22 protein-coding genes are annotated in these 22,876 nt (G+C 71.6%); 14 read left to right on the top strand and 8 right to left on the bottom strand.

Features of this window, described 5'->3' with window-relative positions; genetic code table 11:
* Nucleotides 1-14: 14 nt before the first annotated feature.
* Both KIS93_RS55215 and KIS93_RS55210 read left to right on the top strand, forming a co-directional pair.
* Nucleotides 15-1,142, top strand: coding sequence for an NAD(P)H-dependent flavin oxidoreductase (locus KIS93_RS55215; RefSeq protein WP_080040957.1), 1,128 nt, complete (start codon nt 15-17; stop codon nt 1,140-1,142).
* A gap of 43 nt (nt 1,143-1,185) precedes the next feature.
* A complete protein-coding gene (locus KIS93_RS55210; protein WP_080040958.1) occupies nt 1,186-1,965 on the top strand; it encodes a GntR family transcriptional regulator in 780 nt (259 codons plus the stop codon).
* 9 nt (nt 1,966-1,974) lie between these two features.
* Here KIS93_RS55210 and KIS93_RS55205 read toward each other — a convergent pair whose 3' ends face one another.
* The gene (locus tag KIS93_RS55205) at nt 1,975-4,335 is read right to left on the bottom strand and encodes a GcvT family protein (protein ID WP_080040959.1); all 2,361 of its coding nucleotides are present in this window, start codon (nt 4,333-4,335) and stop codon (nt 1,975-1,977) included.
* Between the two features lie 438 nt (nt 4,336-4,773).
* Here KIS93_RS55205 and KIS93_RS64015 point away from each other — a divergent pair, with 438 nt between their 5' ends.
* Together KIS93_RS64015 and KIS93_RS55195 are read left to right on the top strand one after the other, a co-directional pair.
* Nucleotides 4,774-5,310, top strand: a complete 537-nt coding sequence (locus tag KIS93_RS64015) for a phosphotransferase family protein (protein ID WP_222108032.1) — start codon at nt 4,774-4,776, stop codon at nt 5,308-5,310.
* A gap of 4 nt (nt 5,311-5,314) precedes the next feature.
* The gene (locus tag KIS93_RS55195) at nt 5,315-5,923 is read left to right on the top strand and encodes a DUF4126 domain-containing protein (RefSeq protein ID WP_080040961.1); all 609 of its coding nucleotides are present in this window, start codon (nt 5,315-5,317) and stop codon (nt 5,921-5,923) included.
* Nucleotides 5,924-6,103: 180 nt separating this feature from the next.
* Here the strand turns inward: KIS93_RS55195 and KIS93_RS55190 are convergent, their stop codons facing one another.
* Nucleotides 6,104-6,901, bottom strand: a complete 798-nt coding sequence (locus tag KIS93_RS55190) for an alpha/beta fold hydrolase (protein ID WP_080040962.1) — start codon at nt 6,899-6,901, stop codon at nt 6,104-6,106.
* Entirely contained in the window at nt 6,902-7,636 is a 735-nt protein-coding gene (locus KIS93_RS55185) for an SDR family oxidoreductase (RefSeq protein ID WP_080047008.1), read from the bottom strand.
* A gap of 200 nt (nt 7,637-7,836) precedes the next feature.
* On the opposite strand from KIS93_RS55185, the gene KIS93_RS55180 reads away from it, so the two are divergent.
* The 3 genes from KIS93_RS55180 (at nt 7,837) to KIS93_RS55170 (ending at nt 10,094) form a co-directional block, all read left to right on the top strand.
* Complete coding sequence (locus KIS93_RS55180) at nt 7,837-8,442, top strand: hypothetical protein (RefSeq protein WP_080040963.1); 606 nt, start codon at nt 7,837-7,839, stop codon at nt 8,440-8,442.
* The gene (locus KIS93_RS55175) at nt 8,439-8,978 is read left to right on the top strand and encodes a Uma2 family endonuclease (protein WP_080047009.1); all 540 of its coding nucleotides are present in this window, start codon (nt 8,439-8,441) and stop codon (nt 8,976-8,978) included. Before KIS93_RS55180 ends, KIS93_RS55175 begins: the two co-directional genes overlap by 4 nt.
* 237 nt (nt 8,979-9,215) lie before the next feature.
* On the top strand, nt 9,216-10,094 hold the full coding sequence (locus KIS93_RS55170; protein ID WP_080040964.1) for a serine protein kinase RIO: 879 nt from the start codon (nt 9,216-9,218) through the stop codon (nt 10,092-10,094).
* Nucleotides 10,095-11,100: 1,006 nt separating this feature from the next.
* On the opposite strand, the gene KIS93_RS55165 is transcribed toward KIS93_RS55170, so the two are convergent.
* Nucleotides 11,101-11,646: a PadR family transcriptional regulator gene (locus KIS93_RS55165; protein ID WP_186405027.1), complete on the bottom strand. Its 546-nt coding sequence runs from the start codon at nt 11,644-11,646 to the stop codon at nt 11,101-11,103.
* A 59-nt stretch (nt 11,647-11,705) separates the two neighbouring features.
* On the opposite strand from KIS93_RS55165, the gene KIS93_RS55160 reads away from it, so the two are divergent.
* Nucleotides 11,706-12,467: an alpha/beta fold hydrolase gene (locus KIS93_RS55160; protein ID WP_080040965.1), complete on the top strand. Its 762-nt coding sequence runs from the start codon at nt 11,706-11,708 to the stop codon at nt 12,465-12,467.
* 74 nt (nt 12,468-12,541) lie between these two features.
* On the opposite strand, the gene KIS93_RS55155 is transcribed toward KIS93_RS55160, so the two are convergent.
* From KIS93_RS55155 to KIS93_RS55145, 3 genes are read right to left on the bottom strand one after another with little or no spacing between them, the layout of a single operon-like run.
* Complete coding sequence (locus KIS93_RS55155; protein ID WP_080040966.1) at nt 12,542-13,159, bottom strand: PepSY domain-containing protein; 618 nt, start codon at nt 13,157-13,159, stop codon at nt 12,542-12,544.
* Between the two features lie 58 nt (nt 13,160-13,217).
* The gene (gene uvrB / locus KIS93_RS55150; protein ID WP_080040967.1) at nt 13,218-15,326 is read right to left on the bottom strand and encodes an excinuclease ABC subunit UvrB; all 2,109 of its coding nucleotides are present in this window, start codon (nt 15,324-15,326) and stop codon (nt 13,218-13,220) included.
* Between the two features lie 35 nt (nt 15,327-15,361).
* Nucleotides 15,362-15,637, bottom strand: coding sequence for a helix-turn-helix transcriptional regulator (locus KIS93_RS55145; RefSeq protein WP_230466531.1), 276 nt, complete (start codon nt 15,635-15,637; stop codon nt 15,362-15,364).
* Between the two features lie 141 nt (nt 15,638-15,778).
* Between KIS93_RS55145 and KIS93_RS55140 the strand changes: the two genes are divergently transcribed.
* The 3 genes from KIS93_RS55140 to KIS93_RS55130 are packed head-to-tail and all read left to right on the top strand — an operon-like array spanning nt 15,779 to nt 19,406.
* Nucleotides 15,779-17,380 (top strand): SPFH domain-containing protein, encoded by a 1,602-nt coding sequence (locus KIS93_RS55140; RefSeq protein WP_080040968.1) that lies wholly within the window; start codon nt 15,779-15,781, stop codon nt 17,378-17,380.
* A 1-nt stretch (nt 17,381) separates the two neighbouring features.
* Nucleotides 17,382-18,623 carry an SPFH domain-containing protein gene (locus KIS93_RS55135; RefSeq protein ID WP_080040969.1) on the top strand — a complete coding sequence of 414 codons (1,242 nt, stop codon included), beginning with the start codon at nt 17,382-17,384 and terminating at the stop codon, nt 18,621-18,623.
* Between the two features lie 9 nt (nt 18,624-18,632).
* The gene (locus tag KIS93_RS55130; RefSeq protein WP_080040970.1) at nt 18,633-19,406 is read left to right on the top strand and encodes a sporulation protein; all 774 of its coding nucleotides are present in this window, start codon (nt 18,633-18,635) and stop codon (nt 19,404-19,406) included.
* Here the strand turns inward: KIS93_RS55130 and KIS93_RS55125 are convergent.
* Nucleotides 19,325-20,194 carry a class I SAM-dependent methyltransferase gene (locus tag KIS93_RS55125; RefSeq protein WP_222108030.1) on the bottom strand — a complete coding sequence of 290 codons (870 nt, stop codon included), beginning with the start codon at nt 20,192-20,194 and terminating at the stop codon, nt 19,325-19,327. The two genes, KIS93_RS55130 and KIS93_RS55125, sit on opposite strands and share 82 nt — an antisense overlap.
* Before the next feature lie 170 nt (nt 20,195-20,364).
* Here KIS93_RS55125 and KIS93_RS55120 point away from each other — a divergent pair, with 170 nt between their 5' ends.
* From KIS93_RS55120 to KIS93_RS55110, 3 genes are read left to right on the top strand one after another with little or no spacing between them, the layout of a single operon-like run.
* Nucleotides 20,365-21,390, top strand: coding sequence for a hypothetical protein (locus KIS93_RS55120; RefSeq protein ID WP_186405026.1), 1,026 nt, complete (start codon nt 20,365-20,367; stop codon nt 21,388-21,390).
* Nucleotides 21,387-22,004 carry a hypothetical protein gene (locus KIS93_RS55115; RefSeq protein WP_080040971.1) on the top strand — a complete coding sequence of 206 codons (618 nt, stop codon included), beginning with the start codon at nt 21,387-21,389 and terminating at the stop codon, nt 22,002-22,004. Before KIS93_RS55120 ends, KIS93_RS55115 begins: the two co-directional genes overlap by 4 nt.
* Nucleotides 22,005-22,015: 11 nt before the next feature.
* Nucleotides 22,016-22,816 carry an inositol monophosphatase family protein gene (locus KIS93_RS55110; RefSeq protein ID WP_080040972.1) on the top strand — a complete coding sequence of 267 codons (801 nt, stop codon included), beginning with the start codon at nt 22,016-22,018 and terminating at the stop codon, nt 22,814-22,816.
* Nucleotides 22,817-22,876: the final 60 nt, after the last annotated feature.

Below are 22,876 nucleotides of genomic sequence, written 5' to 3'. Positions count from 1 at the left end.
GTTAGCGTCGTGACATGCGGACCACCATCTGTGAGCGTCTGGGCATCGAGTTCCCGCTGTTCGCCTTCAGCCACTGCCGCGACGTGGTGGCCGCCGTCACCAACGCGGGCGGGTTCGGGGTGCTGGGCGCGATCGCGTACTCACCCGACCAGCTCGACACGGAGCTGACCTGGCTGGACGAGCGGGTGGGCGGCCGCCCGTACGGGGTGGACGTGCTCGTCCCCGGCAAGATCGACCCGTCGGCGCTCGACCGCCGCACGCACCTCCTGGAGGCGGTGCCGGACCGGCACCGCGACTTCGTCACCCACCTCATGACCAAGTACGGCGTCAGCGCCCCCGGCCAGCCCATGACGGCGGTGGCCGACGAGTTCGGCCGGCGGGTCACGGCGGCGGGGGCGACCGGGCTCATCGACGTGGCGCTCAAGCACCGCGTCGGGCTGATCGCCAGCGCCCTGGGGCCGCCGCCGCCCGAGATGGTCTCCAGGGCCAGGGAGGCGGGGGTGCCGGTGGCCGCGCTGGTGGGCACGGTCGAGCACGCCCGCAGGCAGGTGGAGGCGGGCGCGGACCTCATCGTGGCGCAGGGCACGGAGGCGGGCGGGCACACCGGCGACGTCTCCACGATGGTGCTGGTGCCGCAGGTCGTGGACGCGGTCGCGCCCGTCCCGGTGCTGGCGGCGGGCGGCATCGCGTCGGGCCGGCAGATGGCGGCGGCCATGGCGCTCGGGGCCGAGGGCGTGTGGTGCGGCTCGGTCTGGCTCACGACCGAGGAGGCGGAGACGGCGCCCGCGGTGAAGGCCAAGTTCCTGGCCGCCTCGTCGCTGGACACGGTCCGGTCCCGGTCCCGTACGGGGAAGCCGGCCCGCCAGCTCAGGTCCGCCTGGACCGAGGAGTGGGACTCGGGCCCCGAGAGCCCGGGCGCGCTGGGGATGCCGTTGCAGATGCTGCTGGCCGAGGGCGCCATGGCGCGCATCGGGGCGGCGGCCGAGAAGGGCGAGCCGGGCGCGGTGGAGCTGGTCAACTACTTCGTGGGGCAGGTCGTCGGTCAACTCGACCAGGTGAAGCCGGCCAGGGACGTCGTGTACGACATGATCGCCGAGTTCGGCGACGCCGTCGAGCGCCTGCGCCGCCTGTCGGACGGGTGACGCCGCACGTTGCCTGATTTGTGCCAGGAGGTACCCTGCGCCTGTGGTCGGCACCCCGCCTGAGCTGGAGCGCGGCACCGGCGTCCCCGCGCACGTGCAGATCGAGCGCTGGCTGCTCGCCTCGATCGCCGGCGGCGAGCTGGCGCCGGGCGACCGGCTGCCCGGCGAGCGGGAGCTGGCCGGGCGGCTCGGCGTGAGCCGGATGACGCTGCGGCAGGCGCTGGCCTCGCTGGAGCGCGACGGCGTGCTGCTGCGCGTGCCGGGCCGGTCGGGTGGCGCGTTCGTCGCCGAGCCGCGCCCGGAGCCGCGCATCGAGTGCGACCTGACGGGCCTGGCGGGCTTCACGGAGCAGCTGCGCCGCGCCCACCTGCGGGCCGAGGCGCGGATCCTGCGGGCCGCCACGGTGCCCGCGCCGTCCGCCGCCGCGCGGGCGCTCGGCGTCGCGCCCGGCTCGCCGGTGCACGAGGTGGCCCGAGTACGTTCGGCAGCGCGCGAGAGGCCGGCGAGCTGGTCTCCGGTGGCGCTGGAGCGGTCGTACTTCCCGTGCCTGCCCGGCCTGCTCGACCAGGATCTCACCGGCTCCCTGTACGCGCTGCTCGCGACGACGTACGCCCTGGAGCCGCGCACCGCGCTGGAGCACCTGGAGCCGGTGATCGCCCAGCCCGCCGAGGCCGCCGAGCTGGGCATCGAGCCGGGCACGCCGCTGATGCTGATCGAGCGCACCGCCTACGCGGCGGACGGCACGCCGGTGGAGTACGCGCGGGACCTGTTCCGCCCCGACCGTGTCCGCATCTCGGTCCGCAGCGGCGTCACGGAGCCTTGAGGCGGCGGGTCACGGCACCAGCGGCCCCTTGACCACCGTCGCCGGCACCCACCGCCCCTCGACCTCGACCTCGACCGGGGTGCCCGGCTCCGCCTCCAGGTAGGCGTAGGCGATGGACTCGCGCGCGGTGTACCCGTACCCGCCGGAGGTGACCCGGGCCTCGACGCGGCCGTCCACGCGTACCGGCTCGTTGCCGAGCGCGATCGCGCGCGGGTCGCGCAGGGTCAGGCAGCGCAGCCGCCGCGCGGGCGCGGGGTCGAGCGCGTCCTTGCCGAGGAAGTCCTTGTCATCCTTGACGCAGAACCCCAGCCCGGCCTCGTACGGCGTGGTCTCGGGCCCGATGTCGGCCCCCCACACGCGGTACCCCTTCTCCAGCCGCAGGCTGTCGATGGCCCGGTACCCGCCGGCGACGAGCCCGTACGGCTCCCCCGCCCGCCACAGCGTCTGCCACAGCCCGAGCCCGTACTCGCTGGAGCAGTACAGCTCCCACCCGTGCTCCCCCACGAACGTCACCCGCAGCGCCAGCACCGGCACGTCGCCCACGGTCAGCTCGCGCGCGGACATGAACGGGAAGTCCAGCGGGCCGGGGGTGAGCCCGCCGAGCACGTCGCGGGCGCGCGGCCCCCAGAGGGCGAAGCACGCGTACTGGCCGGTCACGTCCGCGATCCTGACGTTCGAGCCGGTGCGGGCGGCCTGCTTGCGCAGCCAGCCCAGGTCGTGGGAGCCGAACGCGGTGCCGGTGACGATCAGGAACTCCTCCTCGCCGCGCCGGGTGACGGTGAAGTCGCACTCGATGCCGCCGCGCCGGTTGAGCGCCTGCGTGTACGTGACGGCGCCCACCTGCCGGGCGACCCGGTTGTCGCACACCCACTCCAGGAGGGCGGCGGCGTCGGGCCCGGTGACCTCGATCTTGGCGAACGAGCTCTCGTCGAACAGCCCGGCGGCCGTGCGGGTGGCGCGGTGCTCGGCGCCGATGGCGGAGGACCACAGCCGCCCGGCCCACCCGCCGGGCCGCTCGTCGTCGCCGGGGGTCTCGTTGGCGGTGTAGTAGTTGACCCGCTCCCAGCCGGACTTCTCGCCGAACGCGGCCCCGTGCGCGGCGTGCCAGCTGTAGGCGGGCGAGACCCGCAGCGGGCGGCCGGCCGACCGCTCGTGGCCGGGGTAGCGGATGTCGTAGTACGTCTCGTAGTTCTCGACGGCCCGCTTGATCGTGTACGACGGCGAGCGGTAGTGGCGGCCGAAGCGGCGCACGTCCATGTGCCACAGGTCCATGCTGGGCTCGCCCTCGACGATCCACTCGGCCATGACCCTGCCGATGCCGCCCGCGCCGGCGATGCCGTGGGCGCAGAAGCCGGCCGCGACGAAGAACCCGGCGACCTCGGTCTCGCCGAGGCAGAACTCGTTGTCGGGGGTGAACGCCTCGGGCCCGTTGATCAGCTTGCGGATGCCGACGTCGGCCATGGCGGGCACGCGGATCCTGGAGTTGTCGGAGATCTCCTCGAACCGCGGCCAGTCCTCGGGCAGGAGGCGGCCGTTGAAGTCGCCGGGCACCGCGTCGTAGGCGTTGTGACCGGCCGTCCAGGGGGCGCACTGACGCTCGTAGCCGCCCATGACCAGTCCCTGGACCTCCTGGCGGTAGTAGACGAGCAGGTCGGGGTCGCGCAGGGTGGGCAGGCCGGTGTGGTCGTGGAAGGCGTCGCTGACGACGTACTGGTGCGACATCGGCACGATCGGGACCCGCACGCCGGCCATGCGGCCGATCTCGGCGGCGAACATGCCGCCGCAGTTCACCACGACCTCGCAGGCGATGTCGCCCTGGTCGGTGCGCACGCCGGTGACGCGGCCCCGCTCGACGGTGATGCCGAGCACGCGGGTGCGGGTGCGCACGGTGACGCCGCCCTCGCGGGCGCCTGCGGCCAGGGCGTAGCAGAGCTGGGACGGGTCGATCTGCCCGTCGGTCGGCAGGTACGCGGCGCCGACGACGCCCTCGGGGTCCATGAGCGGGAACAGCTCCACGGCCTCGGCCACGGAGATCTCCTCCAGCGGCAGCCCGAACGTGCGCGCCCAGCCGATCTGGCGGCGGATCTCCGCCATCCGCTCGGGGGTGGAGGCGAGCTTGATGCCGCCGCACTCGGTCCAGCCGGCGTCGAGGGTGCGGTAGAGCTCGACGGAGTACTGGTTCATCCTGGTCAGCGTCGGGTCGGCGCGCAGCTGCCCGACGAGCCCGGCCGAGTGGAAGGTGGAGCCGCTGGTCAGCTCGTCCCGCTCCAGGAGGACGACGTCACGTTCGCCGAGTTGAGTGAGGTGGTAGGCGACGGACGCGCCGCCCACCCCGCCACCGATGATCACGATGCGGGCCGAGTCGCTCATGGTCGCGAGGCTAACCGGCACACCCCTAAAGGTCTAGACCGTTTAGCGGCGTGGAGCTAGCATTCAGCATGGCCGCGCCCGAGGTCCTCGATCGCATCCCCCTGCTGTCCGGCGTGCCGCGCTCCGTGGAGGAGCTGCCCGGCGGGCTCACCAACCACAACTACAAGGTCACGACGCCGTCCGGCGTGTACGTCGTGCGCGTGTGGGCCAGCGACGGCGAGCTGCTGGCCATCGACCGGGACGCCGAGCACGCCAACTCGATCGCGGCGGCGCGGGCCGGGGTGGGCGCGCCGGTGCACGCCTACCTGCCGGAGCTCGGGTGCTCGTGGTGGGCTTCCTGCCGAACTGCCGCACGTACACGGAGGCGGACCTGCGGGACCCGGCGAACCTGCCGCGCGTGGCGCGGGCGTGCCGGCTGCTGCACGCGGGCCGCGGTTTGTGCGCGACTTCGACATGTTCGAGGTGCAGCGGCGCTATCTGGAGATCGTACGGGAGCGCGGCTTCCGCCTGCCGCCCCGCTATCTCGACTTCATGCCCACCGTCTCCCAGATCCGGAAATGTCTGGCGGTCAGGGACGAGGGCACCGTCCCGTGCAACAACGACCTGCTGCCCGGCAACATCCTCGACGACGGCGAGCGCCTGTGGCTGATCGACTACGAGTACGCGGGTAACAACGACCCCTGCTTCGAGCTCGGCAACATCTGGAGCGAGTCCGACCTGCCGATCGAGCACCTGGAGGAGCTCGTCACCGCCTACTACGGCCGCCGCCTGCGCCACAAGATCGCCCGGGCGCGCCTGCTCGGCCTCATGTCCAAGTACGGCTGGACGTTGTGGGCCTCCATCCAGGACGGCGCGAACGACACCATCGACTTCGACTTCTGGTCCTGGGGCATGGAGAAGTACGAGCGGGCCGTCGCCGAGTTCACCGATCCCGGGCTGGCGCGGCTCATGGACGAGGCGGCCCGGGCAGACTAGGGGCATGCTCGCCGCATTGACCGGCCTGGGGCTGTCCACGGCCGCCGGGCTGAACGCGTACATCCCGCTCCTGGTCGTGGGGGTGCTCGCGAACGTCACCGACGCCGTGCGGCTGCCCGACGGCTACTCCTGGCTGTCCAACTGGGGCGTGCTCGCCATCCTCGCGGTGCTCCTGCTGGCCGAGATGGTGCTCGACAAGGTGCCCGCCGTCGACAGCGTCAACGACGCCATCCAGACCGTGGTGCGCCCGGCCTCGGGCGGCGTCGTCTTCTCCGCCACGAGCGCCGCCGCCGAGCTCGACAGCTCGACCTGGATGACCGAGCACCCCTGGGCCGGCTGGCTGCTGGGCATCGTGCTGGCGCTGGCCGTGCACGCCGTCAAGGCCGCCGCCCGTCCCGTGATCAACGCCGGCACGGCCGGGGTCGGCGCGCCCGTCGTCAGCACCGTCGAGGACGCGGGGTCGTTCGGGATGAGCCTGGTCGCGATCTTCCTGCCCGTCCTGGTGATCGTCGTGCTGCTGGCGCTCGCGGTCGTCGCCTGGTGGCTGCTGCGGCGCGTACGCCGCTTCCGCGCCCGCAGGAGGGCGGCCCGCGGTCATCACCCGCCAGGCTGACCCGCCGTCCGCCCGCGGGCTGATCCGCCGGCCCGTCCGGCCGCCTACGGTGAGGGACGAGGTAGCGAACAAGGGATGGAAACGTGTGAGCGTCGATCGTGGCCCCCAACCCTGGCACGCTCACGCGCGTCGGCGCCCGGCGGTACGTTCCCGTGCCGCCGGGCCCGTCATCCTCCCCCGTCACAGGCGGCGCAACCAGCCCTCCAGGGCGTTGACGAAGTCCTCCGGCCGCTCCTCGTGCAGCCGGTGGCTCGCGCCCTCCCACGACAGCACCACCGACGCGGGGTCCTTGAGCAGCCCGGCCTCCCAGCTCGCCCGCCCCGCGTCCGCCCAGATCGACAACACCGGGCACCGCCGGCGGGTCAGGTAGTCGTCGCTGGCCGGGCGCACGCCGATGGCGTCCGGGCCGGTGAACATCGCCTCGAACGCCTGCACCAGCACGTGCGGCGCCATCCCGTACAGCCTGCGCTTGTGCCAGCGCCTGATGACGGCGGGGGTGGCGGCGTTCGTGCACCACTCGTCGATGCGCTCGGCCGCCTCGTGCGGACGCTCGCCCCGCAGGCTCGCGATCATCCGGGGGAAGCCGCGCGCGATCTCGGGCCCCATGCCGTAGCCGGGGTCCAGGGTGACCAGCGCCCGCACCCGCTCCGGATGCTCGACGGCCAGGATGGAGACCACCTGGCCGCCCATGGAGTGCCCGACGGCGATCACCTGCGGGATGCCGAGACGGTCGAGCAGCACGTCCAGGTCCTCCGCCATCGCGCGCGGCGTGTTGCCGGTCTCGGGGACCGAGGAGTAGCCGTGGCCGCGCAGGTCCACGGCCAGCACGCGGTGGGCGGCGGCCAGCGCGTCGATGTGCCAGGACCACTGGTGCGAGTCCGTGCCCCAGCCGTGCACCAGCAGCAGCGGCGCCGGGCCGTCCTTCCCGTCGTCGGTGTAGAACAGCCGCACGCCGTCTCCGACCTCCGCGTACGGCACCTAGACCCCCTGTGACTTTGGCTGTGGCTTCTGCGGTGGCGGGAGCAGGGAGCCCTCCCCCGCGGTCCACCCGCCGTCGATGGCCAGCTCCGCGCCGGTGACGTACGAGGCGGCGTCCGACAGCAGGAACACGATCGCCTCCGCCACCTCCTCGGCCTCGCCCCAGCGCCCGGCCGCGGCCAGCCGGAACGTGCCCTCCCCCGACACCGCGCCGAGCTGCTGCGTCATCGGGGTGACGATCATCCCGGGATGGACGGAGTTGACCCGGATGCGGTCCCGCCCGAACTCCAACGCCGCGATCTTCGTCAGCCCGCGCACCCCCCACTTCGACGCGCCGTACCCGCCGGTCATCGGCAGCGCGAACAGGCCCGCGACCGACGACAGGTTCACGATCGCGCCGCCGCCCCGCTCCCGCATCGGCCCGGCCACCGCCTTCAGCCCCAGGAACGTGCCCACCAGGTTCACCTGGAGGACGTTCTGGAACTCCTCCAGGGGCTGCTCCTCGATCGGCAGCATCGTGGCGATGCCGGCGTTGTTCACCAGGCCGTCGAGGCCGCCGTACGTCTCCAGGGTCTCGGCGACGACGGCCGCCCAGGCGTCCTGGCTGGTCACATCGTGCTCGACGAAGCGGGCGTCCAGCTCCTTGGCGGTCGCCTTCCCCTCCTCCACCAGCACGTCGGTGACCACGACCCGGGCCCCTGCCGCGACGCAGCGCCGGGCGGTGGCCGCCCCCATGCCCGGGCGCCGCCCGTGATGATCACAACCTTGCCGTCCAGCACCCTGAATCGCCCTTTCTCGGGGTGGTTTGGGGAGACATGTGCACTGAAACACACGGACCCCAACCGATCAAGAGCTTGCTTGCCCACCGTCCGCTCGCCCGGCGCGCCCGAACCGCCGCGGCCGACTATCCTTCAAGTCACCAACACCAACGGGAGGTGGCGAAGATCGGCGAGTTCCTTGTCATCGTGCTGGTGATCCTGGCGTTCCTCCTGCTGCTGGGCGGCGTCGGCATCTACCTCCTGGTCAAGCTGGGCAAGAAGGCCGCCGTCAAGGCCAAGCAGGCCACCGCCCGCCTCAGCACCCACGTCAACGCGATGGGCACGGGCGACGCCGCCGAGGTCGAACGCCTCCGGCTCGACCTGCGCCGCGAGGTCTCCCTCACCCGCCAGGCCGTCGAGCACGCGCAGAGCCTCGGCTGGGGCCTCGGCGACCTGCCCCGCCTCCTGGCCGACCTCACGGCCCAGGCCGACGTGCATGACGGGCAGCTCGGCATGTTCGCCCAGCAGCGCCGCCTGTCGCCGTACGTCGACCACGCCACCCTCGACCGGCTCCGGCAACACCAGGCCAAGCTGACGGCGATGTGCGCCCGCATCCGCGCCGACCTCCTCAGCGACCAGGTCCAGCACACCGCCACCGGCATCGCCGACCTCAGCTCCCGCACCGACCTGGAGATCGAGGCCCGCCGCCGCGCCCCCGACCCGCTCGACGAGATCGACGAGCTCTACCGCCGCTCCATGGAGGAACGCAAGGACCGGCCCTGAAGCGGTGGCGATCGGGCGGCCCGCTCGATCACCTTCCCCCGGACGCGCCTCGGCACGCCGAGCTGATCGACGGCTCACTCGTCGTGAGGCTGCCGCAGACCGGCTTCCACATGCTCACGCTCCGCCTGCTGGAGTGGTCGCTCCATCCGCCCGAAGATCTCGCCGTAGCTCGCGAGATGACCGTTACGCTCGGACCGCGCCAGCGACCGGAGCCTGACATCCTCATCGTCAAGAGATCCGCGTTCACCACGAAGGTCACCTCGTTCAAGCCCGAGGACGTCCACCTGGCCGTCGAGGTCGTCTCCGACGAGTCAAGAGAGCGCGACCGCACCACGAAACCGATCAGGTACTCCGATGCGGGGATCAAGCACTTCTGGCGAGTGGAGCAGGACGACGGCATACCCGTCGCGTACACGTTCGAGCTCGAACCCGCGGTCGAGGCCTACGTCCCGACCGGCGTCCACCGGGAGCGGCTGCGCACGAACATCGGCTTCGACGTGGACCTCGATCTCGACCTCGACCAGGTCACGCGCTGAGAACAATAACCTCGGCCAGGTCGCGCGCCGAGAATAATCCGGTTGCGCCCGCGCCGCCCCCATCGCCATACTCAACGCTCGTATCGATCACCACGTGATCGCCGCTGCACGAAGGGAGGGTGAGACCGTGACGACGACTGTTCGCGTGCCGTTTTCCGCGTCCTCTTACCTTCCCACCGGGCGACAGCCGACCTGATCCGGCCGGCCGGTGGGCCTCAGACTTGGAGTCACCCCACCGTGCCGAAGCACTCGCAACACCGCCGCCGTGGCAAGTACGCCCTCGACGCCGACGACCTCGAATGGCTCGAGAACACCACCGCCGAGACCCTCGACGGCCCGCCTGAAGGCGACCGCTGGTCCACCTGGGACCAGAGCACCCCGACGGAAAAAGGGCCCCGGCCCCACCCCGGCTGGCTGGTCACCGAGCTGGCCGCCGTCGACACCGAGCTCGGCATCCTCAAGACGGGCAAGGAAGCCGACGTCCACCTGATCTCCCGCGGCGTCCCCGGCACCGACCGGGTCTGCCTGCTGGCCGCCAAGCGGTACCGCTCCGCCCAGCACCGCCTGTTCCACCGCGACGCCGGCTACCTGGAGGGCCGCCGGACCCGCGACGACCGCATGAACCGCGCCATGGCCGGCCGCACCGCCTTCGGCAAGCAGGCCATCGCCGCACAGTGGGCGGTCGCCGAGTTCTCGGCGCTGTGCCGGCTGTACGAGCTGGGGGTGCCGGTGCCGTACCCGGTGCAGATCGTCGGGACGGAGATCCTCCAGGAGTTCATCGGCACCGCGGACGGGTACGCGGCGCCGCGGCTGGCGCAGGTCACCGAAGGGCTCGACGACCTGTGGGAGCAGCTCGTGGCGGCCATGGTCACGCTCGCCCGCGAAGGGCTCGCGCACGGGGACCTGTCGCCGTACAACCTGCTGGTGCGTGACGGACGGCTCATGGTCATAGACCTGCCGCAGATCGTGGACGTGATCGCACACCCGACGGGCCCGTCGTTCCTCGACCGGGACGCCCGCAACGTCGCCACCTGGTTCGCCGCCAAGGGCGTCCACGCCGCCGACCCCGACACCCTGACCACCCTCCTCCACAAGGAGGCCGGCCTCCACCCCTGACCCCGCCCCTGCCGTCCGGGAAGGCCCAGGGCTCGTGGCGGGCCGGATGCCGTGCCGGGCACGCTCCGTGGCGTGGTTTCTCGCATCGCCTGGGACGTACCCTGGCGCGGGGCTCGCCTCCCTCGAGGGCGTCCGGAGAGACACCTCGCAACCGGGGACGACGTAGCTCCCGGCACGCACCGTTGCACAGGATTCCGCAGCGCCCGCACGTCCTGTGGCGGAGGACTCTGCGGCGCCCGCACGTCCTGTGGCGGAGGACTCTGCGGCGCCCGCACGCCCTGTGGCGGAGGACTCTGCGGCACCCGCACGCCCTGTGGCGAAGGACTCTGCGGCACCCGCACGCCCTGTGGCGCACGATTCCGCAGCGCCCGCACGTCCCGTAGCGGGGATCTCACCTCCCACCGGGTGTTTCCAGAGGCACCCCACGACCGGGCCCGCCGCCGCCCCCGGCACGCTCAGTGGCGCGGCATCCCGCCTCGCCCCGCACGCCGGACAGGCACAGGGCCGCCCGGTCAGTGCGTCCACAAGCCGGCGCGCCTCCTGGCCGATGCATCTCCCGGCAGATGCATCTCCGGACCGATGCGTCTCCCGGCCGGTACGTCCCCCAGGCGGTGCACCTCCTGGCCGATGCATCTCCCAGCGGATGCATCTCCGGGCCGATGCGACTCCGGGCCGATGCGACTCCCGAACGGCGCGTCCCCGAGGCGGTGCAACTCCCGGCGGTGCGTCCCCGCGGCCGTGCAGCTCCTGGCTGATGCGTCTTCCAGCGGATGCATCTCCCGGCCGAAGCACCTCTGAGCTGATGCATCTCCCGGCGATGCATCTCCGGACCGGTGCGATTCCCGAACGGTGCGGCTCCCGGCGGATACGGCTCCCGCCCGGTGCGTCCCCGAGGCAGTGCACCTCCTGGCCGATGCATCTCTCAGCGAATGCATCTCCGGACCGGTGCAGCTCCCGGCCGGTGCGGCTCCCGGCCGGTGCAATTCCGGGTCGGGGCGTGCTGGCGTCAGGCGAGTCCGGGTGGTTGGGGGGTTTCCAGGGTGGTGATGGTGGTGTGGAGCCAGGACAGTTCGGCTTGGCTGGTGGCGTGGGCGATCGTCAGGAGGCCCTGGCGGAACGGGTCGGGGAACTCCTCGGCGCCCATCGGACGGTCGCCGTCGTAGAAGAAGCTGGTCGGTTCCTCCAGGAATGCCAGCCGTCTGCGCAGCACCGCCGCCTGCTCCTTGGGTTCGTCGAGGTGGCGCAGGAACGCGAGCAGGGTGAACCAGCGGTTCTCGTCGCTGATGTCGAGCTCGTCCGGCTCCCGGAGGCGGTGTTCCAGCTCGGCGCGGCCCTCGGGGGTGAGGTAGAGGGTGCGGCGGGGGGCGGCGGCCGTGCCGGGCTCGTCCTTTCTGGTGAGCCAGCCGGCTTCGGCCATGCGTTTGATGGCCGGGTAGAGGGTGCCGTCGGCCACCGGGCGGACGTGGCCCATCAGCGCCGCCACCCTGCGGCGCAGGTCGTAGCCGTGTAACGGCTGGTCTCTGAGGAACCCGAGTATCGCCAGCTCCAGCATGACGGTGATCATACCTCGGGACCGATATATATTTGTCGCGATATATGAGGAGATCCGTCATGCATGATGCCATCGTCCATCCCAGCGGGGCTCGCATGCGCTGGGTGGAGTTGCCCGGCGAGGAGCCGGCGCGCGTCTACGTTCACGGCCTCGGCGCCACCTCGGCCCCCTACTACGCGGAGGTGGCGGCCCACCCTCTCTTGCCCCGGCACCGGTCGCTGCTGATCGACCTGCTCGGGTTCGGCATCAGCGACCGGCCGCGCGAGTTCTCGTACACGCTGGAGGAGCACGCCGACACGCTCGCGGAAGGGCTGCGCAAGGCGGGGGTCGCGGGGGCGGCGGTGATCGCGCACAGCATGGGCGGGGCGGTGGCCACCGTCATGGCCGCGCGCCATCCCGAGCTGGTCGCCCGGCTGATCCTCGTGGACGCCAACCTCGACCCCTATCCCCGTACGCCGGTGCCGCCGGGCGGGAGCGGGATCGCGGCCTACGGTGAGGAGGAGTTCGTGGCGGAGGGGTGGAAGGAGGTGCGTGACCGGGTGGGGCCGCACTGGTGGTCGACGATGCGGCTGGCCGATCTGCGTGGTTTGCACCGCACCGCGGTCAGCCTGGCCGAGGGGACCGTGCCGACCATGCGGGAGCTGCTGGTCGGGCTGGCGATCCCGCGCGCGTTCCTGTACCCCCAAGGCGCCCCGCCGGCCGGGGCGGAGGAACTGCGGGGGGCGGGCGTGCGGGTGCTGGAGGTGCCGGAGTCAGGGCACAACATCATGCTCGACAACCCCGAGGCCTTCGCCCGCACGTTGAAGGACCTGCTCCCCTGACGGCCCCCGCAGTCACGTCGCCGCTCGCCCGACCGTCCCAGGCCGCACCGCTGCTCACCCCGGCGGCCCTGGGGTTACGTGGTGGCGCTGTTGTTCCTGGTGACGGTGCCCGTGGCGGCGTCGATGGCGACCTCGTGCTTCGTTCCGCCCGGTGTGAGGACGTCCGCCTCCCACACGGTCTTCCCCTGCTCGGTGTCGAGGTTGAGCTCCGTGATCCGCCCCTCCGGCACCGCGGCGGCGATCCTGTCGGCCGCCTGCGCGTAGTCGAGCTTGGCCGCCGACACCCGCGCCCGGTGCTTGGCCTTGTCGGCGGCGTCCTCCTCCTCGGTGGTGGGGCCGCCGACGACCTTGCCGGACTCGACGTCGAGCTGGTGCTCGGTGCCGTCCTGGCCGACGACCTGCACCTCCCACAGCCGCCCGTTCTCCTCGGTCTCGATGGAGACGAGGGTGGAGCCGGGCACGGCGCCGAGCGCGGCCCGCGCGGCCTGCTTGAGGTCGCCGGCCCCCGGCGTGCCCTGCGGCGCGGTGGTGGCCCCGGGCGTGCCCTGCGGTGCGGTGGTGGCCGTGGCCGTGCCGATGGACGGCCCAGGCGAGGACCGTACGGCCAGCCGCTCCACCTCGCGCAGGACGGTGCCGCAGCCCCCGGCCAGCACCGACGCACCGACCAGGGCCGCGATGATCGTCTTGTTCATACCCTGGACGGTGCCCACCTACGGGTGAAGCATTCGCCCAGGTCAGAAGGCATACGACCTATTGAACTCCGGCCTCGCGCATGTCGCGCAGCTCGCGCTTGAGCTCCTTGATCTCGTCGCGCAGCCGGGCCGCCACCTCGAACTGGAGGTCGGCCGCCGACTGGTGCATCTGCTCGGTCAGCGACTCGATGAGCGACTCCATCTGGGCGCGCGGCATCTCGCCGGCGATGGCCTTGGCGTGCTGGCCGGCCTGCCGGGCGGCGAAGCCGGGCACGGGGGCCTTGCCGCGCGACTGCTGCCGGCCGCCGCCCATGAGCTGCTGGGTGTCGGCGTCCTCGCGCGACAGCGAGTCGAGGATGTCGGCGATCTTCTTGCGCAGCGGCTGCGGGTCGATGCCGTTGGCCTCGTTGTAGGCGATCTGCTTGGCGCGGCGCCGGTTGGTCTCGTCGATCGCCCGCTCCATCGACGGGGTGACCTTGTCGGCGTACATGTGGACCTGCCCGGAGACGTTACGGGCGGCGCGGCCGATGGTCTGGATGAGCGAGGTCTCCGAGCGCAGGAAGCCTTCCTTGTCGGCGTCGAGGATGGCGACCAGCGACACCTCGGGCAGGTCGAGGCCCTCGCGCAGGAGGTTGATGCCGACGAGGACGTCGAACTCGCCGGTGCGCAGCTCGCGCAGCAGCTCGATGCGGCGCAGCGTGTCGACCTCGCTGTGCAGGTAGCGGACGCGGATGCCGAGCTCCAGCAGGTAGTCGGTGAGGTCTTCGGCCATCTTCTTGGTCAGCGTGGTGACCAGGACGCGCTCGTCGCGCTCGGCCCGCTCGCGGATCTCGTGCACGAGGTCGTCGATCTGGCCCTTGGTGGGCTTGACCACGATCTCGGGGTCGACCAGGCCGGTCGGGCGGATGACCTGCTCGACCACGTCGCCCTTGACCCGCCCCAGCTCGTAGGGGCCGGGCGTGGCCGACAGGTAGACCGTCTGGCCGATGCGCTCCAGGAACTCCTCCCACTTCAGCGGCCGGTTGTCGAGCGCCGACGGCAGCCGGAAGCCATGCTCGACGAGCGTGCGCTTGCGGGAGGCGTCGCCTTCGTACATGGCGCCGATCTGCGGCACGGTCTGGTGGGACTCGTCGAGGACGAGCAGGAAGTCTTCGGGGAAGTAGTCGAGCAGCGTGTTGGGCGCGCTGCCGGGCTCGCGGCCGTCCATGTGGCGCGAGTAGTTCTCGATGCCGGAGCAGGTGCCGACCTGCCGCATCATCTCGATGTCGTAGGTGGTGCGCATGCGCAGCCGCTGCGCCTCCAGCAGCTTGCCCTGCCGCTCCAGCTCCGCCAGCCGCTCGGCCAGCTCGGCCTCGATGCCGGCCACGGCGGCGGCCATGCGCTGCTCGCCGGCGACGTAGTGGGAGGCGGGGAAGATGTAGAGCTCTTCGTCTTCGGTGATGACCTCGCCGGTGAGCGGGTGCATCGTGGAGAGCTTCTCGATCTCGTCGCCGAACATCTCGATGCGCACGGCGAGCTCTTCGTACTTGGGGATGATCTCGATCGTGTCGCCGCGCACCCGGAACGTGCCGCGCGTGAAGGCCAGGTCGTTGCGGGTGTACTGCATGTCGACGAGGCGGCGCAGGAGCTGGTCGCGGTCGGTCTCCATGCCGACGCGCAGCCGGGTCATGCGGTCGACGTATTCCTGCGGCGTGCCCAGGCCGTAGATGCACGACACCGACGCGACCACGATGGTGTCGCGGCGGGTGAGCAGGGAGTTGGTGGCCGAGTGGCGCAGCCGCTCGACCTCGTCGTTGATCGAGGAGTCTTTCTCGATGTAGGTGTCGCTCTGCGGGACGTATGCCTCGGGCTGGTAGTAGTCGTAGTACGAGACGAAGTACTCGACCGCGTTGTTGGGCAGCATCTCGCGCAGCTCGTTGGCGAACTGGGCGGCGAGGGTCTTGTTGGGCTGCATGACCAGGGCGGGCCGCTGCAGCCGCTCGATCAGCCACGCGATCGTGGCCGTCTTGCCGGTGCCGGTGGCGCCCAGCAGGACGCTGTCCTTCTCCCCGGCCTTGACGCGGCGCTCCAGCTCGGCGATGGCCGTCGGCTGGTCGCCCGATGGAGTCATCTCGGTGACGACCTCGAAGGGCGCCACCTTCCGCTGCAAATCAGTGACCGGTCGCATGCTGCCACTGTAGGCGGCCCGACCGACAGAAACAGTCAGGCGGAGCGCTGGCCGATGCGGGGGAAGGGCGTGGTGGAGAAGACCACCTCGACCGGAACCTCGAAGTACGCGGCGATGCGCAGCGCCAGGTGGAGCGAGGGGCTGTACTCGCCGCGTTCGAGATAGCCGATGGTCTGGTAGTGCACCCCCAGGGCGTCGGAGAGCTGCCTGCGGGTGACGTTCCGCTCTGCGCGCAGCAGCGCGATGCGGTTGTAGACGGTCTCGCTCATCAGGCCGTAGTTTCTCAGGTCGAACGCCGCCCCGGCGCTCATCGCGGGCGGACGGCCCACCCCGAGGGCCATCTATAGCACACCTACTACGAGTCGCACTACACCTGTGACACCACCTTGCAAGCGAACAGCAAGTCATACCCGATACGGTCTAAATCGCCTGTAGCGGAAAAGGAAGGTTCGATGTCACGACCCAGAGAGGCACTGATCCAGGCAGGTCAGGGCGTAGCCCAGGCGGTGGCCCAAGGGGGTGACGTCAGACAGGCGATGGGGCAGGCCATGGGGCAGGTCGTCGACCAGGCCGGGCAGCTGGCCGGCCAGGCCCCCGGCTTCAGGCTGAACGCGAGCGACTTCGCCGCCGCCCGCGACGGCGGCGCCTCCGTCGGCACCCTCATCGAGGCGAAGTCGGCCTCGCTCAACGAGGCCGGCGAGATCGTCAACCGCAGCTTCGCCGAGAACGGCATGCACGTCATCTCGCCCGTGGTGATCCCCAAGGGCAGCACCGCCAAGGTGATCGTGCCGCTGGGCATCCTCGTGGCGCTGGGCCTCATCGGCGCGCTCGGCAACATCGTCCCGAACGCCGAGGTGATCTTCGGCCCCCACTACTGGGTCGTGCTGGTGCTGGCCGCGGTGTTCCTGTGGTGGCGGCGCAGCGTGGTGATGGTGCCCGAGGGCTGCAAGGCGCTCATCACCCAGTTCGGCAAGCTGGTGCACATCGCGGACCCGGGCCGGGTGACGCTGTTCAACCCGTGGAAGCGGGTCAGCTACATCGTCAACACCACCCGCGAGTACCCGTTCAACGCGCCCATCAGCGAGGCGCCCACCCAGCAGGGCGTCAAGGCCAGCGTGGACCTGTTCCTGCAGTTCAGGATCGAGAACCCGGCGGAGTTCATCTTCGTGCTCGGCTCGGTCAGCGGCTTCCAGTCCAAGCTCCAGAACGCCATCAGCGAGGTCACCCGCTCGCTCATCTACGCCCAGCGCGCCGAGGAGATCTACGACCTGGTCGGCGAGAGCACGCTCGGCATGCTGGAGAGCCTCAACCAGCAGTTCCTGCCCGCCGTGCGGCTCACCGACGTCAACATCACGCACGCCGAGCCGTCCAGCCAGGAGTACCGCATGGACCTGGCCGCCCCCGAGATGGTGCGGGTCGCCAAGGAGGCCTACACCTACGAGTACGAGCTCCAGCTGCGCAAGGAGCAGAACGAGGGCGACCTGGTCAAGGAGCTGGCCGGGCTGCAGGAGACGCTGAGCGCCATCCAGGCCGAGATCGCCGGCTACCAGGCCCGCATGGACACCGCGCTCGAACGCGCCACCCACCAGGCCACCGCGCAGGCCAGGCAGCGCCTGGTCGAGGCCGAGTCCACGGCGAACGCCAACGCCGCGCTCCTGGAGGCGCAGGCGCTGGACATCAGGGCGCTGTCGGCCGCCGAGGCCCCCGAGATCCTCGACTACCGCTTCCAGCAGGACCTGCTGGCCAAGCTGGAGTCCGTCGCCACCAGGCTGCCGCAGGTGGTGCAGGTGGGCGAGCAGACCGACATCGACTTCCTGGCCCTGGCCCAGCAGCTCGTGGGCGGCAAGGACGCCACGCTGTTCTCCGCCGACGACATGGCCGCCATCCGCGGCAGGCTCGACGAGATCGCCACCCGCGTGCGCGACCGTGAGGACGAGATCGCCGCGCTGCTCACGAAGGCCGCCGCCGACGTCGCGGAGGCGCCCGCGCCACCCGAGCCCGACGCGGAGCTGGAACGCACCGTCGAGCGCCTGCTGCCCGGGAAGGAGATCTGAGATGAGCCGCGAGTTCTCGAAGATCAAGGAATCGCTCGCCTCCTGGGGCGAGATCCGCCAGCTCCTGCGCGGCGGCGAGCAGGGCCAGCTCGTGCCCGTCGTCATCCCGAAGGACCGGCGCGGCTTCGCCTGGATGACGCTGGTGTTCCTGGCGATCTACTTCGCCGGCATGGCCGCGCTGACCGACTTCAAGCTGATCGGCGCGGCGGCGGCGCTGGTGTTCCTGCTGCTGGCGCTGCTGACGATGTGGCGCAAGGCCATCATCGAGATCGAGGAGGGCACCACCGGCGTGCGCAGCCGCTGGGGCGCCATCACCGGCACGCTGCCGCCCGGCCGCCACTACCTCTGGCTCCCGTGGGACCGGGTGGACGCGGTCGTCGACACCTCCACCGAGATCCCGTACTCGGCGCCGATCGTGGCCTGCCCGACGGCCGAGAACGTGCCGCTGAAGTCGATCGAGTTCTTCCTGAAGTTCAGGATCGTGGACCCGGTCGCGTTCGTCCGCACGATCGGCGCGGGCAACTTCGACCTGGTGCTGTCCAGCGCGGTCCAGGACGCGATCAGGCAGCGCAGCCGCCGGGTCAACACCGAGCGCGCGTACGACCTGCGCGGCTCCGACGTCGGCGACATGCAGGACGCGCTCAACCGCCAGCTCGGCCGCTACGGCGTGCGCATCACCGGCGCGAACATCCCCGACGTGCAGCTGCCCGACCAGTACCAGCAGCACCTGGCCACCCGCGAGAAGGTGGCCAAGGAGCTGTCGGCCTACGAGCGCGAGTGGGAGCTGACCCGCAAGCGCCGCATCGACACGCTGCTGATGGAGATCGAGCGCTCCAAGAAGACCCGTGACGCCCGCGTCGTCGAGGTCAAGGCCGCCCACAACAAGGCGCGCAAGGACGTCGCGCGCATGCTGGAGGAGCAGGAGACCGAGGCGCAGCGGGTGACGTGGGAGATCGAGGCGCGCGGCCGGGCCGAGCTGACCGCCGCCGAGAACGAGGCCAAGGCGCTGCGCCGGCTGGCCGAGTCGTACCGGGACAACCGGGCCGTGCTGCAGTACGAGCTGGCCCGCAGGCGCCTCGACGTGGGCGCCAAACTGGCGGAGAACGCGCCTCAGCCGCTGGTCGTACGCACCCAGCAGGGGCAGTCGGACTCCGCGCTCTCCACCCTTCTCCTGGCCCAGTTGCTCCCCCGCATCTCGGGTACAGGGACAGGCCAACTGAACGGCCACACACCTTCCGCTTAGGAGAACCCCATGGTGTTCCGCAAACTGATGGCCGCGTTCGGCGCGGGCGTCGAGGTCGACACGGTGCTGACCGACACGGGCGTGCGCCCAGGCGAGCCGCTGCGCGGCGTCGTGCACTTCCGTGGCGGCAACTCCGACTACAAGGTCGAGGGCATCCACATCGACCTGACCGCCGTGGTCGAGGTCGAGTCGGGCGACAACGAGTACAAGACGTCCTACAGCTTCCTGCGCCAGCAGGTGGCGGGCACCTTCCAGCTCGCGGCGGGCGCGCAGCACCAGCAGCCGTTCGAGATCACGATCCCGTGGGAGACGCCGATCAGCGCGATCGCCGGGCACCCGCTGCACGGCATGAAGCTGGGCGTCCAGACGGAGCTGGCGCTGGCGGGGGCGCTCGACAAGGGCGACCTCGACCCGTTGTTCGTCAGCCCGCTGCCGGCCCAGGAGTACGTGATCGCCGCGCTCGACCGGCTGGGCTTCCAGTTCAAGAAGGCCGACCTGGAGCGGGGCACGCTGTACGGCTCGACGATGCCGTTCTTCCAGGAGATCGAGTACTACGCGGGCGGGCAGTGGCGGCGCCACTTCAACGAGCTGGAGCTGACGTTCATCGCCGGGCCGCGGCAGATGGACGTCATCCTGGAGGCCGACAAGCGGGGCGGCTTCCTGACCTCCAGCCACGACGCCTACAACCGGTTCACGGTCCGCTACGACCAGCCGCCGCACGAGGCGGACGTGGCGCTGCAGCGGGGCCTGGAGCAGATGGCGCGGCACCGCGGCTGGTTCTGATCGTCAGGCGGTGGAGACCGCGAGCAGGTGGCCGCTGACGCCGAGCAGCGACGGCTCGCACTCCAGGCGGCGGGCGGCGTCGAGCAGCAGCTCGCGCCGCCCGTCGTCGTCCAGCCAGTCGTCGAGGTCGCCGTAGAGACCGAAGGCGCCCTCAGGCCGTGCAGGCGCGGCTCGGGCAGGCCGGCCTCGGCGAACTCGGCGAGGATCTCCTCGGGCAGGTGGCCGTAGCCGCGGAACCCGCCCTCCTTCGAGGAGATGATCACGCCGGTGTCGAGGGAGCGGTAGTCGGCGGCCCGCGACTCCTCCCGGGCGAACGTGCCGAGGCGGACGCTGTCGTGCAGGCACGCGTACCGGCTGATGAACGCGGCGGCCACCAGGCCGCCGGGGCGGACGGCGCGGCGGGCCTCGGCCAGCGCGCGCACCCGATCGGCGCGCTCCGGCAGGTGGTACAGAGGGCCCAGCAGCAGCACCGCGTCGGCCTGCCCGTCCGGGACGGGCAGCGCGCGGGCGTCGCCGAGGCGGGAGCGGACGCCGGGCAGCTTCCCCGCCTCCTCGACGTGCAGCGGCACGGGGTCGACGACCTCGACGTCGTAGCCGCCGGCGGCCAGCCACTCGGCGTGCACGCCCGTGCCGCCGCCGACGTCCAAGACCCGTGCGGGCGCGGGCGGCAGGACGCGGCGCAGCACGTCGCGGGTGCGCCAGTACTCCAGCCGGCCGCGGCCCTGCCGCAGGCGGGTCAGCTCGCCCCCGCGCTCGTAGTACGCCATGACGGCGGGATCCATGATCATGCTCTCCGATGCTAGGGAACCGGGCGATCGGGGCGCGAGGCAATATTCCGCGGCATCGCGCGCTACGTGATCGCTCCTTTCCGTGTGCTGACACTCGCATGACGCGCTCGTTACCATGACCACGGGAACTGATTGATCGTCGGACGGCGGGGCGAGCGATGGCACGGTTCATGGCGGCGTTGAAGAGGACCGCCCCATGGGCGGCACGCAACGCGGACGGCGCCATCGCCCTGACCCTGGCGATCGTGGTCGGCGTGCTCGGCATCATGCCCGACGAGATCTTCGGCCCGCAGGGCGACGACGTCCAGCGCCAGCTCGTCACCGCCGCGACCCTGGTGATCCTCGCGCTGGTGGCCACCGCGCTGCTGCGCGACCGCGCCCGGCAGGCGCCCGTCGAGAAGACGATCACCTCAGGGGTGCTGGCCGAGCTGCCCGTACGCCTGGCGCGCCTGGAGGAGATCGAGACCCTCGCCCACAGCACCCGCAGAGCCCTCGACTCCCTGCAACTCGTCAGGGTGCTGGGCAGCCGGCAGGAGATCGCCCAGTCGCACGCCGAGGCCCGCCGCGACACCACCCGATGGAGCTTCAAGGGCGGCACCGGCACCTACCTGCGCGCGGTCACGCTGCCCGCGTGCGTGGCCGCCGCGCGCAAGGACAAGCGGCACCTCAGGGTCAGCGTCGAGATCATCGACCCGACGAACGTGGAGGTCTGCGAGACCTACGCCCACTACCGCCGCTCGCTGTCCGACGCCCCCGACGGCACCGGCGAGACGTGGACGACCGACCGGGCCAGGAAGGAGTCGTACGCGACGATCCTGGCCGCCTTCTGGCACCGCCAGCGTTACGGCCTGCTCGACATCGAGGTGGGCCTGTCCTCGACGATGACCACGTTCCGCTGGGACCTGTCCTCCAGCCGCCTGATCATGACGGTTGAGGACCCGAACATGGCGATGACCGCGCTGGCCGACACGTTCTACTACGAGAACTGCGACACCGAGCTGCGGCTGAGCCTGGAGCAGGCGCGGCGGGTGCCGCTGGAGATGTACAAGAAGGTGCCGCTCGGCGACGAGCCGACCATCGAGGAGGTGCAGGAGCTGTTCGAGCGGATCGGGGTGCCCCTGCCCAGGTCGTACAACGGGCGCGACGTCGTCGACATCGCCCGCAAGGCCCTGCGCGCTCTGGACCCGTACTCATGAGCCTGAGCGGCGTGCGGGAGGTGCTGCGCGCGGGCGAGGCCAGGACGTGGGCGCTGGCGGAGCTGGCGCGGCCGGGCCTGACGGCGGTGCGGCATCCGCTCGGGTTCGTCTGCCTGCCGCTGGAGCGCGACGGCGGCGAGGGGGTATGCCTGCACCTGTGGACCGACTCGCTCGCGCACGCCGAGAGCACCACCTCGCAGATCCACTGCCACAGCTGGGACCTGGTCAGCCACGTGCTCTACGGCCAGGTGCGCAACGTGCACGCCGTGGTGGACGACACGGCCGAGCGTGCAACGCACCGGGTGTACGAGGTGGTCAGCGACGCCGGCGGCGACCGCATCTCGCCCACTCCCCGCACCGTGCGGCACTCCACGGGCCTGGTCGAGGTCTTCGGCCCCGGCGACACCTACACGCTGGCCGCCGACCGCTTCCACAGCAGCGTGGTGCCCGAGGGCGGCGAGGCGGCCACGATCGCGCTGGGCCGCGGCCGGCCCGGCAGCCGCGACCTGTCGCTCGGCCCGCTGTCCGGCGGCCCCCATCACGTGTCCAGGCAGCCTCTGGACGCCTCGGAGACGGCCCTGGCCATCCGCACGATCACCGCGCACCTGACCTGAGAGGGCACCCGATGGACCTGGATCACGCTCGAACGGTCGCCGTCGAGGCCGCCGAGGCCGCGGGCGCGCTGCTCCTGGAGGGCATGCGGGGCGCGCTCGGCACCCGGGCCAAGGGCGCGGCCGGCGACGTGGTGACCGATCTGGACCTCGCCTCGGAGAAGCTGCTGCTGGAGCGGATCCTGACGGCGTACCCGTCGCACACCGTGATCGCGGAGGAGTCGGGGCTGGTGGGGGCGGCGGGCGGCGAGTGGACGTGGCTGGTGGACCCGCTCGACGGCACCAACAACGTGGCGATCGGGCTGCCGACGTACGTGGTGGGGGTGGCGTTGTGCCGGGGCGGGCTGCCGCTGCTGGGCGTGGTGCACGACCCGGTCTCCCGCCAGACGTGGTCGGCCCTGCGCGGCAGGGGGGCGCTGGCCTCGTCGGGCGCGCGCCTGGCGCCCCCGTACGCGCCGAGCCCGCACGGGCCGCTGCTGGCCTGGACGCAGGGGTACGGCATCGCCAGGGACGACGCGACCGTGCGCCGGCTGAAGGAGCGGCTCGACCTCAACGCCCGCCGCGTGCTGCAACTCTGGGCGCCGCTGCTGGCCTGGGCGATGCTGGCGCGCGGCGACATCGACGGCATCGTGGGCTACCGGGCCGGGGTGGTGGACCTGCCGGCGGGGGCGCTGCTGGCGCAGGAGGCGGGCATCGAGATCAGGGGGCTCGACGGCGGCCCGTACGAGGAGTGCGTGGACGGCCCCGGCGACGAGCGCAGCTTCGTGGCCGCCCATCCGCGGGCCCTGCCGGGCCTGCTCTCCCTGCTCCGCTGAGAAAAAGTACGCGGATAATCTGTGTCCTTCGCCGATGAGTTCCGCCGCGGCTCGATGTCT

Source organism: [Actinomadura] parvosata subsp. kistnae (genome assembly GCF_900323885.1).
Taxonomy (GTDB): Bacteria; Actinomycetota; Actinomycetes; order Streptosporangiales; family Streptosporangiaceae; genus Nonomuraea; species Nonomuraea composti.
The sequence above is the reverse complement of the archived record's forward strand: the minus strand, read 5'-3'. Positions and strand labels throughout refer to the sequence as shown.

Coding starts and splice junctions, on each gene's coding strand:
- KIS93_RS55130 (WP_080040970.1), top strand. CDS start 18,633: ATGGTGTTCCGCAAACTGATGGCCGCGTTCGGCGCGGGCGTCGAGGTC.
- KIS93_RS55135 (WP_080040969.1), top strand. CDS start 17,382: ATGAGCCGCGAGTTCTCGAAGATCAAGGAATCGCTCGCCTCCTGGGGC.
- KIS93_RS55195 (WP_080040961.1), top strand. CDS start 5,315: ATGCTCGCCGCATTGACCGGCCTGGGGCTGTCCACGGCCGCCGGGCTG.
- KIS93_RS55125 (WP_222108030.1), bottom strand. CDS start 20,194: ATGATCATGGATCCCGCCGTCATGGCGTACTACGAGCGCGGGGGCGAG.
- uvrB (WP_080040967.1), bottom strand. CDS start 15,326: ATGCGACCGGTCACTGATTTGCAGCGGAAGGTGGCGCCCTTCGAGGTC.
- KIS93_RS55155 (WP_080040966.1), bottom strand. CDS start 13,159: ATGAACAAGACGATCATCGCGGCCCTGGTCGGTGCGTCGGTGCTGGCC.
- KIS93_RS55115 (WP_080040971.1), top strand. CDS start 21,387: ATGAGCCTGAGCGGCGTGCGGGAGGTGCTGCGCGCGGGCGAGGCCAGG.
- KIS93_RS55165 (WP_186405027.1), bottom strand. CDS start 11,646: ATGCTGGAGCTGGCGATACTCGGGTTCCTCAGAGACCAGCCGTTACAC.
- KIS93_RS55145 (WP_230466531.1), bottom strand. CDS start 15,637: ATGAGCGCCGGGGCGGCGTTCGACCTGAGAAACTACGGCCTGATGAGC.
- KIS93_RS55205 (WP_080040959.1), bottom strand. CDS start 4,335: ATGAGCGACTCGGCCCGCATCGTGATCATCGGTGGCGGGGTGGGCGGC.
- KIS93_RS55110 (WP_080040972.1), top strand. CDS start 22,016: ATGGACCTGGATCACGCTCGAACGGTCGCCGTCGAGGCCGCCGAGGCC.
- KIS93_RS55120 (WP_186405026.1), top strand. CDS start 20,365: ATGGCGGCGTTGAAGAGGACCGCCCCATGGGCGGCACGCAACGCGGAC.
- KIS93_RS55140 (WP_080040968.1), top strand. CDS start 15,779: ATGTCACGACCCAGAGAGGCACTGATCCAGGCAGGTCAGGGCGTAGCC.
- KIS93_RS55215 (WP_080040957.1), top strand. CDS start 15: ATGCGGACCACCATCTGTGAGCGTCTGGGCATCGAGTTCCCGCTGTTC.
- KIS93_RS55185 (WP_080047008.1), bottom strand. CDS start 7,636: ATGGGGGCGGCCACCGCCCGGCGCTGCGTCGCGGCAGGGGCCCGGGTC.
- KIS93_RS55160 (WP_080040965.1), top strand. CDS start 11,706: ATGCATGATGCCATCGTCCATCCCAGCGGGGCTCGCATGCGCTGGGTG.